Source organism: Flavobacterium psychrophilum (genome assembly GCA_001708385.1).
Classification (GTDB): Bacteria; Bacteroidota; Bacteroidia; order Flavobacteriales; family Flavobacteriaceae; genus Flavobacterium; species Flavobacterium psychrophilum_A.
The window spans coordinates 1,253,331-1,265,870 of record CP012388.1; the positions used below are offsets into that span (position 1 = coordinate 1,253,331).

Sequence of the window (12,540 nt, forward strand, 5' to 3'; positions counted from 1 at the left end):
GTTTTAAATAAACAAAAACACCGCTGATTAGCGGTGTTTTTTTATGCTGAAATATCTTTAAAGACACTTGTAGTAATAGCTTCTTCCTGCGGGTTTACAAACTCCATCCGTACCATACCATCTTCGTCAATAGTGGTAAGCTTTATTTCGTGAAGCGTGTTTACCAGTTCCGGATTCCAGGGCGTTTTTACTTTTACGTAATTCTCTGTAAATCCGTGAATATAACCTTCTTTGTTTTCACTTTCAAATAAAACGGTACGGGTAGTACCGAGCTGGCTCTCATAGAAAGCACGACGCTTTTTAACCGATAGCCCTCTTAGCATCTTGCTGCGTTTAGCACGAACATTAGCAGGAACCTCACCTGGCATAGAAGCCGCAGGCGTATTATCCCTTTCAGAATACGTAAATACGTGCAAGTAAGAGATTTCCATTTCGTTAAGGAAATTATACGTCTCAAGGAAATGTTCATCCGTCTCACCGGGGAAACCAACAATAACATCTACCCCAATACAGGCATGCGGCATAACCTCGTGTATCTTGTTAACGCGCTCGGTATATATTTCACGCAGGTAACGGCGGCGCATAAGTTTAAGTATATCGTTACTACCCGATTGCAACGGAATATGAAAGTGCGGCACAAATGTGCGGCTTTGCGATACAAATTGTATCGTTTCATTTTTAAGAAGGTTTGGCTCAATAGACGAAATACGCAAACGTTCTATTCCTTCTATTTTATCAAGCTCCTGAACAAGCTCGTAAAAAGTATGCTCATGTTTCTTGTTACCAAACTCGCCTTTACCATAATCACCAATATTTACACCGGTAAGTACAATTTCTTTTATATTTTGCTGAGAGATCTCTTTAGCATTTTTAAGCACATTTTCCAGCGTATCGCTACGTGAAATACCACGTGCCAGTGGAATAGTACAATAGGTACATTTATAATCGCAGCCATCCTGCACTTTGAGGAAAGCACGTGTACGGTCGCCTATAGAATAACTGCCAACATAAAAATCGGCTTCCGATATTTCGCAGGAATGCACCTCGCCCATATCGTTTTTAGAAAGGTCGTTTATATAGTCGGTAATCTTAAATTTCTCTGTAGCGCCAAGTACAAGGTCTACGCCATCTACAGCCGCAAGCTCTTCGGGCTTAAGCTGGGCATAACAGCCAACAGCGGCAACAAATGCTTTATCGTTCTTTTTAAGTGCTTTTTTTACAATCTGCTTAAACTGCTTATCGGCGTTTTCTGTAACCGAGCAGGTGTTTATTACATAAATATCCGCTGCTTCGTCTTCAAAATCAACACGGTCAAAACCGTCATCCTGAAAACTGCGGGCGATAGTAGATGTCTCTGAAAAGTTCAGTTTGCATCCTAACGTATAAAAAGCGACTTTTTTCCTGTTTTCCATAATCATAAGCTAGTAGAAGCTTCCAAATAAGCCTGCAAATTTACATACAATTTACCAGTAAATAAAATAAGCAATTGATTATATTTGTAAATCAATACAAAGGCAAACGTTATGCAATCTGTTCAACTGCAAAAAGATAAACTAGACCTGATTGAGTGGATAACCCAATTAGAAGATCCTGCTATGATCCAAAAGATCAAACAAATTATGATTGAGGAGGATAATTATGGTTTTAGCTTATCTGATGAACAGAAATTAATTCTTGAAGAAGGAACAGAAAAATATATATCAGGAGAAGAACGTGCCTATTCATGGGAAGAGATAAAAAACAGCAGTGCGCAATTAAAGAAACTCATTAATGAGAAAAAAGCATAAGCTTATTTACATTTCAAGATCGCACAAATGCATTTTAACCGCCTTTGAATATTATGAATCTGCCCAGAAAGATCTTGGCGACTATTTTCTTTCTTCGTTAGAAGAATGTATAGTTTCAATAGATACATATCCCGAAATTTACAAGCTTATATACAAAACATACAGGCAGGCAAAAATTAAACGGTTTCCGTATGTTGTAATTTTCAGGCTTAATGAAGATGAAATTATAATTGAAAATGTTTTCAACACGTATCAAAACCCAACCAAAAAAACGAAATAGCTTTGAAGCACACGTTATATTACAGCCTATATATAATCTCCCTTTTTTTAGTTCTTTCCTGCGGAAACAAAGAAACTATAAACCACGACAATCTGGTTTTTCGTTATAACGAAAATGCGGCTGTTAACTCACTGGATCCTGCTTTTGCTAAGATCCGTCCTTCCATATGGGTGTGCAACCAGCTGTTTAACGGACTTGTACAACTCGACGACAGCCTGAATATAAAACCGGATATTGCCAAAAAATGGGAAATATCCCCCGATGGAAAGACCTATACATTTACACTTCGTAATGATGTGTACTTTCATAAAAACATTGTCTTTGGTAAAGATAGCACCCGTACTGTTACTGCTGCCGACTTTACCTATAGCCTTAACCGCCTTCGTGATGAAAACATTGCTGCTCCCGGCGGATGGATACTACAAAATGTTGACACCTTTAAAGCAGTAAACGATTCGGTTTTCGAGATAAAACTCACCAAAACATTTCCTGCTTTCTTAGGGTTGCTTACTATGAAATATGCTTCTGTAGTACCGCGTGAAGCTTTTGAGGACAAGAATCAGGATTTCAGGTCGAACCCTATAGGGACCGGGCCGTTTCAGTTTAAGATATGGGAGGAGAATGTCAAATTGGTTCTTCGTAAAAACCCTCTGTATTTTGAAAAGGATGAAAAGGGTGTGAAGCTTCCGTATTTAGAATCGGTTGCCGTTACCTTCCTTCCTGATAAGCAAAGTGGTTTCCTTCAGTTCGTACAAGGCAAGCTTGATTTTGTATCGGGACTTGACCCATCCTATAAAGACGAGATACTTACGCCAAAAGGCGATTTACAGCCTAAATACAGCAAAGACGTAAAAATGATTACCGGCCCTTACCTAAATACCGAATACATGGGATTTAGGCTTGACGGTGCAGATAAAGCAGTAAAAAACAAACGCATACGACAGGCCTTGAATTATGGTTTTGACCGTTCTAAGATGATACTCTTCCTTCGTAATGGTATGGGTACAGCAGCCACAAGTGGTATGATACCTAACGGACTGGGTGGTTTTGGCGCTAAAGGCTACACTTTTGACATTGAAAAAGCACGCAGCCTTGTGGCCGATTATAAAAAACAAACAGGAGACAGCAAGCCAAAAATACAGATGAGCACAAGTGCGTCGTACCTTGATATTGCCGAATACCTGCAACGTGAATGGCAAAAAATAGGTTTGGATGTTCAGGTTGATGTTAACCCGCCTTCTACCCTGACGCAATCTATTTCTACCGGGAAAGTATCTTTCTTTAAAGCCAGCTGGATTGCCGATTACCCGGATGCAGAAAACTACCTGTCACTTTTTTACAGCAAGAACTTTTCTCCCGGTGGTCCTAACTATACGCACTTTAAAAACGAAAAGTTCGACAAATTATACGAAGCGGCTTTCCTGGAAACAGACGACAAAAAACGCCATGAGCTTTACAAACAAATGGATGCACTTATGATAGACGAAGCCCCGGTTATACCGCTGTTCTATGATAAGGCATCACGTTTTACACGCAGTAATGTTTCGGGGTTAGGAATTAATCCTTTAAACCTGCTTGTGTTAAAGAGAGTAAAGAAATCCTGAGGCAATGGATCTTTTTAACGATAAATACCGGATTAATTCCAGCCGATTACCTAATTGGGATTACGCCTCAAATGCTGTTTACTTTATAACTATATGTACATACGCTAAACAACATTTCTTTGGAACGATTGTAGATTCAACCATGAAGTTTTCTGAAGAAGGTAAAATAGCTAAAAGCTATATTTTACAAATACCAAAGCTTTTTAGTTATACTGAAATTGATGCATTTGTAATAATGCCGAATCACATTCATATTCTCCTTGTTCTTAATAATTTGACCTCACCTTCAGAAAAATTAAACCATCAAATCTCCCAAAAGGGAATTATTGACGAGGATATTTTTATTGATGTGCGGCAGACACCTCAGTATAACGTCGCTACTGAAGAAAAAAATGAATTTATGTCTAAGATATCTCCAAAGAAAGGTTCGGTATCAACAATAATCAGATCTTATAAATCTGCAGTTTCAAAAGAAGTACGCAAAATAAATCCGGATTTCTCATGGCAGGAAAGATTTCATGATCACATAGTACGAAATCACGTATCCTACCAAAAAATAAAATACTACATCATCAATAATCCAAAAAACTGGATCAACGACAAATTTTATTAATTCTGCCTGTAGAGACGTTGCACTGAAACGTCTATTAACCGCTACCATATTATTATCAAATCATCGTTGTACTACACTAATAATGGATGCAATATCATCTAAGACGTTGCATTGCAATATCTAATATACTGTTGCCATATTATCAAATCGTAGTTGCACAAAACTAGTAACGGCTGCAATATCATCTAAGACGTTGCATTGAAATATCTAATATACTGTTGCCATATTATTATCAAATCGTCGTTGTACAACACTAATAATGGATGCCATATCATCTAAGACGTTGCACTGCAATATCTAATATACTGTTGCCATATTATTATCAAATCGTAGTTGCACAAAACTGATAACGGCTGCAATATTATCACCTGAGACGTTGTACTGCAACGTCTTATAACCGCTACCATATTATCATAACAGCTGCCATATTATCACCTAAGACGTTGCAGTGCAACGTCTCTACTGGAAATCCTATAACCAATAATTAAATTTGAACACTATTACTCAATATGATTCTTACATACATTTACTACATTATTTACAAAATTTATTTTATTAATGTTAAACCTCAATTAAAAAATCACAAAACCAATATATCGGCAGATATTTTAGCTACCTTAGAAATCAAAATTACTGAAATATGAAACTACTACTTTTAACTGCCGGATTATTTATCGCATCATTATCGTTACAGGCACAGGAAACCGTATACAGGTCGGAGATACCATCGGGAGCACGATCATTGCTTTCTAAATTCAGGAGTCCGTTTCACCACGCTGTAAAGCAGGATACCGAAGAAGCAACGATATATAATATTACGCTTAACGATAAAACAGAGATAAAATTTGCAGATAACGGCAGCCTTACAGTAGTAGATGGCAAAGGAAAACCAATTCCTTATAAATTTCTGGACAAGACTATTGTTGAATACATGAAAGAAAATTACGCCAACGATAGTATCACAAGGGTAGAAATGTGCGACTCGGAATGCAAGCTTGCGCTTAGCAATGGCAAAGCCCTTAAATTTGACAGCAGTGGCAAATTTATAGCCAATAACTAGATCTTTTTCCCAAATCTTTCCAGAATTGAACAATACCTTGCAGGCATAATCTGTATATTTGGTATACAAAGCAATGCGCTGCAGTATGAAAATTCTAATAATTGAAGACGAACAGGGACTTAGAGAGGTAATTCGCGAATCGCTGGAAAAAGAAAAATACATTGTGGAAACCGCTCACGATTTTATATCGGGGCTTGACAAAATAGGCTCGTACGATTACGACTGCGTGCTTATTGATATAATGCTTCCGCATGGCAGTGGGCTCGACCTTGTTAGTGAGCTTAAAAAGCTCCGAAAGAAAGAGGCCGTTATTATTATTTCTGCCAAAGATGCAGTAGATGATAAAGTAGCCGGGCTGGATCTCGGCGCCGATGATTATCTTGCCAAACCTTTTCACCTCGCCGAACTGCACGCACGAATAAAATCTGCCATACGCAGAAAAAGCCATGATGGCGATACTGCCATTACATGGAACAACCTCAAATTATCGCCCGAAGAAAGAACTGTTTTAGTAGATGGCACTCCTCTTGTGCTTAACCGCAAGGAATTCGACCTGCTTTACTATTTTATTATCAATCCTAACCGGCTGATAAATAAAACTGCATTGGCAGAATCGGTTTGGGGCGACTATATGGATCAGGCAGACAATCTGGACTTTGTATATTCGCAGATAAAAAATCTCCGCAAAAAATTAAAAGACGCCAATGCCGAAGCCGATGTACAGGCTGTGTACGGCATGGGCTATAAAATGAGCTAATGAAACTTCGCAACTACACACTACGCTATTTAATTATTGCCCTTCTGGGTGTTATAGCCGTGTGGGCTGCCCTTTTTTATGCCGTCATCCTCGACGAAGTATACGACAACATTGACGACGGACTTAAGAATTCTAAAATTCTTATTATCCGTGAATCGTATGCTAATGAAAAGGTTTTGGAAACACGCGAATTTGGTATCAACCAGTTTAAGATTACTGCGCTTCCTAAAGGTAAGCTATATGACTTTTCGGATAAGTTCATCAGCACGTTTGAATTCATGGAATATGATGATGATAACGAGCCTGTACGCCTTTTAGAAACCGTTTTTAACGACTCAAAAGGCAATCCGTACAAGCTTACTATCCGTGCTTCTATGGTAGAGGAAGACGAACTGATGGAAGACCTTCTTACCGCGCTAGTTGCCTTATATATAATGCTTGTAATCAGTATCGCATTAATCAACCAGGTTATTCTGCGTAAAGCATGGAAGTCATTCTACGAAATGCTTAACGGACTTAAAAACTTTAGATTAGGCACAGGAAATACCTTTACAGCACCACATTCGCCAATTACAGAGTTTAAGACATTAGGGCTGGAACTGGAAGACCTTTTAAAGCGTAACGAAGAGATCTATGCCAGCCAGAAGCACTTTATAGAAAATGCATCGCATGAGTTACAAACTCCTCTTGCAATAAGCCTTAATAAACTTGAACTTTTTGCAGACAATAACAACCTGCCCGAAGACCAGATGATGGAAATCGGTAAAATAAGCGATACTCTAAACCGGTTGGTACGATTAAACAAATCGCTGCTAATGCTTTCTAAAATTGAGAACAGGCAATATGGCGATGAAGAAATCGTGAACTTTAACGAGCTCATCACTCAGCTAACTGATGATTACCAAGATCTTGCGGAATACAAAAATATTACCCTTAATATAGATTTCCAGGCGCAGCTAAGTTTTAGCATGAACAAAGGGCTGGCACTTACGTTAGTGAGCAACCTGCTTAAAAACGCTATAGTACACAACCATACCGGCGGCATGGTAAACTTTATAATTGCAGAAAACACCATTACCATAAGCAACTCAGGCAACAGCAAACCGCTCAACGCCGATGCGATTTTTAATCGCTTTTACAGGGACACCAATAACGAGCAATCTACCGGGCTTGGATTATCCATTGTAAATTCCATCATTGCAAACTACAAGATTACAGCCGCTTACAGCTTTAACGGATTACACACCTTTACTATAACATTCCCTGAAAAAAGATAGAAAAGTTTCTGTTTTTCCCAATTGTTTCCAGATTCAGGGTATAAGTTTGTATAAGAAATTTAAATATACCTATCATGAAAACGAAATTAAACCTATTATCGGCACTTGCTTTTACCCTATTGTTTAGCCTTACGGTATCTGCACAAAAAAAGAACATTGCACTAAAAGAACTTCCTGCAAACGCACAAACGTTTCTTGCAAAACACTTCCCTAATCAGGCTGCATCTTATATCATAGAAGACAAAGGCTATATCAATACTGATTACAAAGTAATGCTTACCGGCGGAACAGAAATTGAATTTGACGGTAAAGGAAACCTTGACGAAGCCGATGGCAACAAAAAAGCAATTCCAACAAGCATACTTCCTAAACCTATCGCAACCTACATAGCTGCCAATTATAAAGGACTGGAAGTAGAGAAATTCGAAAAAGAAAAATCAGGTTATAAAGTAGAGTTCCTAAACGATCTTGAGCTGAAGTTTGATAACGCAGGTAAGTTTTTAAGAATTGACGACTAACATAAAATAACTGACTATGAAAAGAGTAATTGCATTGGCTTTTACAGCCGTACTAAGCTTTACTGCACTATCATGCAGTGACGACGACAACGATAAAACTAACGATACAATAATTGAATCGGCACAGCTTCCCCAGGCAGCAAGGGATTTTATCGCAACACACTTTCCTGATGTAACGTATACCCGTATTGAAAAAGAATCAAGACCTGATGACGATGGTTCTATTTATGATGTACATCTTTCTAATGGCTTTGAGATCGATTTTGATGTTAACGGTAACTGGACTGATATAGATGGTAATAATCAGGCAATACCAACTGCAATAATACCTGTGCCTATTACAAATTATGTAACAGCCAATTACGCCAGTACAACTGTAAACACTATCGAAATTGAGAGCTATGGTTATGATGTAGAATTATCAAACGGAATTGACCTGGTTTTTGACGTTAATGGTGGGTTTGTCAGAATAGACAATTAAGCAAATCCGATATATAAAAAAACGAGGCACCCTTTGGTGCCTCATTTTTTTATTGCTGAAATTCAGCTTTACGCTTATTTTTAAATTTCTTGTCTTTCCGCCATTGCCACGGATCTATAGGGTTATCATCAACCCAAAGCCCAACACGCTGTTCACGCGCCTGACTCTCAAAAGCGCCGTAAGCTTTCTTTTTAGAATATTTGTAACGCCAAGCATAGCCGCCGGCAATCATTTGAGCATTAACATCTATAGTATCGTCTACAAAAATAGTTCCCAGTATTCGGCCGTACCTATCCCTCCTTTTTTTAGGCAATACGCGTACTGTTTTGCCAAAGCAAAGATCTGATGCATATTTTTTAGCCGCCTTTCCAAAAGGCTGTGCACTTTCAGGCGAATCTATATCTACCAGTCGTATCTTTTCGGGTTTCCCATCACGCAGTACTTCAAAAGTATCGCCATCCTTAATTCCGGTAACTTTGCCTGTAAATTCAACAAGGGTATCGCTAACAGCATAAGGCCCAGACTGCTCCGATTCAGTATCCCGATTTTCTTTTTGCCCATCCTTTTTGTCGGGATTACAGGCTATATAAAACACGAAAGCCAGCAAAAATAGCAGGCTTCCTATTGTGTATTTCGGTTGTTTATTACGCTTCGCCAATTCCTGAAATTGCTACAATATTATATTAATCGTCTTTCCTCCATTTTTTGCTGTCTTCGAAAATATACTCCATGATAGCAGCATCCTCTTCGGTAAACTCAACATTTCTGCGCGACATAACAATCTTAGCGGTTTCAAAAGCTTTTTTGGTTACATAGGTTGTAAAGCCGGAAGCCCCACCCCATGAAAAACTAGGCACAAAATTACGCGGAAAGCCACTACCAAATATATTAGCACTTACCCCTACTACTGTTCCCGTATTAAACATAGTGTTAATACCCGATTTACTGTGGTCGCCCATCATAAGTCCGCAAAACTGAAGTCCGGTTTTCACGAAACCTTCTTTTTCGTAGCTCCAAAGCTTAACCTCTTCGTAGTTGTTCTTAAGATTAGAGTTATTAGTATCTGCACCAAGGTTACACCATTCGCCAAGAACCGAGTTCCCTAAAAATCCGTCATGCCCTTTGTTAGAATAACCAAAAAGTACCGAGTTACTGACTTCTCCGCCTATCCTGCTGTGAGGCCCAACGGTTGTAGCACCGTATACTTTGGTTGCCAGTTTAACCTGCCCCCCTTCGCATAAAGCAAATGGCCCACGAATAACAGAGTTCTCCATTATCTCGGAGTCCTTACCAATGTATATAGGCCCGGTAGAAGCGTTAAGGGTAACAAACTCAAGTTTGGCACCTTCTTCAATAAATATATTTTCGGCCGATATAACATTTACGCTCGATGGTATCGGCTGCGATGTGCGTCCTTCAGTAAGTAATTCAAAATCTTCACGGATTGCCGCATCATTCTTTTGGAAAATATCCCACGGATTTTCTATTCTCAGGCATTCTTCAGTATAATCTATAATATCATATGTATCAAAATCTACTTCTTCCTGGTTTTCATGACTGTAGAAAGCAATAACATCATCACCCTGAAAAATAGCCTGGTTTTCTTCCAGTGCGATAACCATCTCGGCAAGCACTTCATTAGGAAGAAAAGAAGCATTTATCATTACATTCTCTTCCATCTCTACCATAGGGAATTTCTCCATTAGGTATTCCTCTGTTAAAGTAGTGGTAGTATAGCCAAGGTATTTTTCCCATTTTTCACGAATGGTTAAAATTCCGACACGAATATCGGCAACCGGCCTTGTGTAAGTAAAAGGAAGCAGGGCGTTGCGCACTGTCCCGTCAAAAAGAATGTAGTTCATTTTATAGTTTGTAAGTTATAAAGACTCAAAGTTACAAAGTTTCAAAATGTATTTCGCTAGGTTTTGCAACGAATTACACAATTACCCTAATTAATAAATGTGATAATAACTTAGTGTTTTAATTTTTGATCAGCTGATTCGTGAAAATTCGTATAGTTAGTGGCAAAAAACAAAGACAAAAAAAGCCTTCCGTTTCGGGAAGGCTCTTGTATATAATGTAGAGAATAAACTACTCTTCAGTTGTAGTCTCTGGTTTGCTAAATTTAGCATATTTAGTTTTGAACTTGTCGATACGTCCTGCAGTATCGATAAGTTTAGATTTACCAGTGTAAAAAGGGTGAGAAGTTCTAGAGATCTCCATTTTCACTACAGGGTATTCAACACCTTCGTGAGTGATTGTTTCTTTTGTGTCAGCAGTAGATTTAGTGATAAAAACTTCGTCGTTAGACATGTCTTTAAATGCAACTAATCTGTAATTTTCCGGGTGAATACCTTTTTTCATCTTGATAAATTTTTATTGTTTTGGCTATACCTCACTTTGAAGCTTTCATTACGAAAGGTGTAAATGATATACAGCTTTTTGTTTTTTAAACTTTTTATTTGAGTGTGCAAAATTACATTTATTTTTTTAATATCAAATATCTAACTTACTTTTTTTTCACTGTAACACAAATACATTTTTGTATACTCATTGTAGTGGAATTAGTATATTTGTCAATTAAAATCAAACCTATCAAAACCATGAATGAAATAGTAAAGAAAAACGGATTAAACTTTGGTGTAATTCTGGGTATTGTTTCAATACTTATAACTGTAATTATTTACGTTACCGACCCTACAAAATTTGTAAGTATTTGGGTAGGTTTAGGTATAATTTTAATGAACCTTATATTTGGAATATTTGTTATTGCAAAAACAAAACAGGCTTTAGGCGGATTTATTACATTTAAAGAGGCTTTTACTGTTTATTTTATAACAATGGCATTAGCATCACTGATTAGTATAATTTTCATGTACCTGTTATTCAACTTTATTGATCCTTCGATTAAAGAAACCATAATGGTAGCAACGACAGAAATGACTGTTAACATGATGAAGAATATGGGAGTTAAAACAGAAGAAATAAGAAAGACTGTTGAAGCTATGAGAGAGGTAGACAATTTTAGTATTCTAAAACAACTTCAGTCCTACCTGGGTGGATTGTTAATTCATACTATTATAGGTCTTATTGTTGCAGCGGTGATGAAAAAAAACAATCCTTATCCTTTTACACCATCTGACGAGGAATTAAACAAAGTTGGGTCAGAACAATAATAAATGAACATATCTATAGTAATACCCCTTCTAAACGAGGAGGAATCTTTAAAAGAATTACACCAGTGGATCGTAAAGGTCATGGCCGAAAACAATTTCAGCTATGAAGTTATCTTTATTGATGACGGAAGTACCGACAATTCATGGAACACCATTGAGCAGCTTGCTGCACAAAACCCCAATATTAAAGGTATTCGTTTCCAGAGAAACTACGGTAAATCGCAGGCATTACACGCCGGTTTTGCAAAAGCTCAGGGCGATGTTATCATTACTATGGATGCCGACCTTCAGGACAGCCCCGATGAAATTCCGGGTCTGTATGCCATGATTACCGGCGAAAACTACGACCTTGTTTCGGGCTGGAAGAAAAAACGTTACGATTCTGTCGTGGCAAAAAACCTTCCGTCGAAACTGTTTAACTGGGCTGCCAGAAAAACATCGGGCGTAAAGCTTAACGATTTTAACTGCGGCCTTAAAGCCTACAAGAATGTAGTAGTTAAGAACATAGAGGTATCGGGCGAAATGCACCGTTATATCCCTGTTCTTGCTAAAAACTCGGGCTTTGCTAAAATTGGCGAAAAAGTAGTGATACACCAGGCACGTAAGTACGGTTCTACCAAATTTGGTATGGAGCGCTTTGTAAACGGTTTCCTTGACCTTATAACCATTTGGTTCCTGTCGCGTTTCGGCAAAAGGCCTATGCACCTTTTTGGCGCACTAGGCGCCCTTATGTTCTTTATAGGTTTTGGTGCATCTATATATATAGGTGCCGTAAAACTATACAGGCTGGCACAGCACCAGAGCACCATACTTATTACAGATAACCCGTGGTTTTACATTGCGCTTACCACTATGATTATTGGTACGCAGCTGTTTTTGGCAGGATTTCTTGGCGAGATAATCCTCCGCACAAAAAATAACGAGGAGCGCTATAAAATTAGCGAAATTTTATAAGTTGTATTTTGTAACTTGAATCAAAATCAATCC

15 protein-coding genes are annotated in these 12,540 nt (G+C 38.2%); 11 read left to right on the plus strand and 4 right to left on the minus strand.

Annotation, left to right across the window (positions count from 1 at the left end):
• Nucleotides 1–41: 41 nt before the first annotated feature.
• On the minus strand, nucleotides 42–1,412 hold the full coding sequence (locus ALW18_05450) for a 2-methylthioadenine synthetase (GenBank protein AOE54318.1): 1,371 nt from the start codon (nucleotides 1,410–1,412) through the stop codon (nucleotides 42–44).
• Nucleotides 1,413–1,523: 111 nt separating this feature from the next.
• On the opposite strand from ALW18_05450, the gene ALW18_05455 reads away from it, so the two are divergent.
• From ALW18_05455 to ALW18_05495, 9 genes are all read left to right on the plus strand, one after another.
• On the plus strand, nucleotides 1,524–1,787 hold the full coding sequence (locus ALW18_05455; GenBank protein ID AOE52011.1) for a hypothetical protein: 264 nt from the start codon (nucleotides 1,524–1,526) through the stop codon (nucleotides 1,785–1,787).
• On the plus strand, nucleotides 1,771–2,067 hold the full coding sequence (locus ALW18_05460; protein ID AOE52012.1) for a hypothetical protein: 297 nt from the start codon (nucleotides 1,771–1,773) through the stop codon (nucleotides 2,065–2,067). The genes ALW18_05455 and ALW18_05460 overlap by 17 nt, the downstream gene beginning before the upstream one ends.
• A gap of 2 nt (nucleotides 2,068–2,069) precedes the next feature.
• Complete coding sequence (locus ALW18_05465) at nucleotides 2,070–3,671, plus strand: ABC transporter substrate-binding protein (GenBank protein ID AOE52013.1); 1,602 nt, start codon at nucleotides 2,070–2,072, stop codon at nucleotides 3,669–3,671.
• 4 nt (nucleotides 3,672–3,675) lie between these two features.
• On the plus strand, nucleotides 3,676–4,284 hold the full coding sequence (locus ALW18_05470) for a hypothetical protein (GenBank protein ID AOE52014.1): 609 nt from the start codon (nucleotides 3,676–3,678) through the stop codon (nucleotides 4,282–4,284).
• Nucleotides 4,285–4,924: 640 nt separating this feature from the next.
• Nucleotides 4,925–5,344 carry a hypothetical protein gene (locus ALW18_05475; protein ID AOE52015.1) on the plus strand — a complete coding sequence of 140 codons (420 nt, stop codon included), beginning with the start codon at nucleotides 4,925–4,927 and terminating at the stop codon, nucleotides 5,342–5,344.
• Nucleotides 5,345–5,429: 85 nt separating this feature from the next.
• Nucleotides 5,430–6,101, plus strand: coding sequence for a transcriptional regulator (locus ALW18_05480; protein ID AOE52016.1), 672 nt, complete (start codon nucleotides 5,430–5,432; stop codon nucleotides 6,099–6,101).
• Nucleotides 6,101–7,378, plus strand: a complete 1,278-nt coding sequence (locus ALW18_05485) for a hypothetical protein (GenBank protein AOE52017.1) — start codon at nucleotides 6,101–6,103, stop codon at nucleotides 7,376–7,378. The genes ALW18_05480 and ALW18_05485 overlap by 1 nt, the downstream gene beginning before the upstream one ends.
• 74 nt (nucleotides 7,379–7,452) lie before the next feature.
• Nucleotides 7,453–7,896, plus strand: coding sequence for a hypothetical protein (locus ALW18_05490; GenBank protein ID AOE52018.1), 444 nt, complete (start codon nucleotides 7,453–7,455; stop codon nucleotides 7,894–7,896).
• Nucleotides 7,897–7,912: 16 nt separating this feature from the next.
• Nucleotides 7,913–8,377, plus strand: a complete 465-nt coding sequence (locus ALW18_05495) for a hypothetical protein (protein ID AOE52019.1) — start codon at nucleotides 7,913–7,915, stop codon at nucleotides 8,375–8,377.
• 49 nt (nucleotides 8,378–8,426) lie between these two features.
• Here ALW18_05495 and ALW18_05500 read toward each other — a convergent pair whose 3' ends face one another.
• From ALW18_05500 to ALW18_05510, 3 genes are all read right to left on the minus strand, one after another.
• Nucleotides 8,427–9,002 (minus strand): hypothetical protein, encoded by a 576-nt coding sequence (locus ALW18_05500; GenBank protein ID AOE54319.1) that lies wholly within the window; start codon nucleotides 9,000–9,002, stop codon nucleotides 8,427–8,429.
• A 58-nt stretch (nucleotides 9,003–9,060) separates the two neighbouring features.
• A complete protein-coding gene (locus ALW18_05505; protein AOE52020.1) occupies nucleotides 9,061–10,239 on the minus strand; it encodes a glucose-1-phosphate thymidylyltransferase in 1,179 nt (392 codons plus the stop codon).
• 229 nt (nucleotides 10,240–10,468) lie between these two features.
• Complete coding sequence (locus ALW18_05510) at nucleotides 10,469–10,741, minus strand: 50S ribosomal protein L31 (GenBank protein AOE52021.1); 273 nt, start codon at nucleotides 10,739–10,741, stop codon at nucleotides 10,469–10,471.
• A 239-nt stretch (nucleotides 10,742–10,980) separates the two neighbouring features.
• Between ALW18_05510 and ALW18_05515 the strand changes: the two genes are divergently transcribed.
• Nucleotides 10,981–11,553, plus strand: coding sequence for a hypothetical protein (locus ALW18_05515; protein ID AOE52022.1), 573 nt, complete (start codon nucleotides 10,981–10,983; stop codon nucleotides 11,551–11,553).
• Nucleotides 11,554–11,556: 3 nt separating this feature from the next.
• On the plus strand, nucleotides 11,557–12,507 hold the full coding sequence (locus ALW18_05520) for a glycosyl transferase family 2 (protein ID AOE52023.1): 951 nt from the start codon (nucleotides 11,557–11,559) through the stop codon (nucleotides 12,505–12,507).
• Nucleotides 12,508–12,540 lie beyond the last annotated feature (33 nt).

What these genes read in the sequence shown, in the direction of transcription:
- ALW18_05450 (AOE54318.1), bottom strand. Translation starts at nt 1,412, where the DNA reads ATGGAAAACAGGAAAAAAGTCGCTTTTTATACGTTAGGATGCAAACTG.
- ALW18_05455 (AOE52011.1), top strand. Translation starts at nt 1,524, where the DNA reads ATGCAATCTGTTCAACTGCAAAAAGATAAACTAGACCTGATTGAGTGG.
- ALW18_05460 (AOE52012.1), top strand. Translation starts at nt 1,771, where the DNA reads ATGAGAAAAAAGCATAAGCTTATTTACATTTCAAGATCGCACAAATGC.
- ALW18_05470 (AOE52014.1), top strand. Translation starts at nt 3,676, where the DNA reads ATGGATCTTTTTAACGATAAATACCGGATTAATTCCAGCCGATTACCT.
- ALW18_05475 (AOE52015.1), top strand. Translation starts at nt 4,925, where the DNA reads ATGAAACTACTACTTTTAACTGCCGGATTATTTATCGCATCATTATCG.
- ALW18_05480 (AOE52016.1), top strand. Translation starts at nt 5,430, where the DNA reads ATGAAAATTCTAATAATTGAAGACGAACAGGGACTTAGAGAGGTAATT.
- ALW18_05485 (AOE52017.1), top strand. Translation starts at nt 6,101, where the DNA reads ATGAAACTTCGCAACTACACACTACGCTATTTAATTATTGCCCTTCTG.
- ALW18_05490 (AOE52018.1), top strand. Translation starts at nt 7,453, where the DNA reads ATGAAAACGAAATTAAACCTATTATCGGCACTTGCTTTTACCCTATTG.
- ALW18_05495 (AOE52019.1), top strand. Translation starts at nt 7,913, where the DNA reads ATGAAAAGAGTAATTGCATTGGCTTTTACAGCCGTACTAAGCTTTACT.
- ALW18_05505 (AOE52020.1), bottom strand. Translation starts at nt 10,239, where the DNA reads ATGAACTACATTCTTTTTGACGGGACAGTGCGCAACGCCCTGCTTCCT.
- ALW18_05510 (AOE52021.1), bottom strand. Translation starts at nt 10,741, where the DNA reads ATGAAAAAAGGTATTCACCCGGAAAATTACAGATTAGTTGCATTTAAA.
- ALW18_05515 (AOE52022.1), top strand. Translation starts at nt 10,981, where the DNA reads ATGAATGAAATAGTAAAGAAAAACGGATTAAACTTTGGTGTAATTCTG.
- ALW18_05520 (AOE52023.1), top strand. Translation starts at nt 11,557, where the DNA reads ATGAACATATCTATAGTAATACCCCTTCTAAACGAGGAGGAATCTTTA.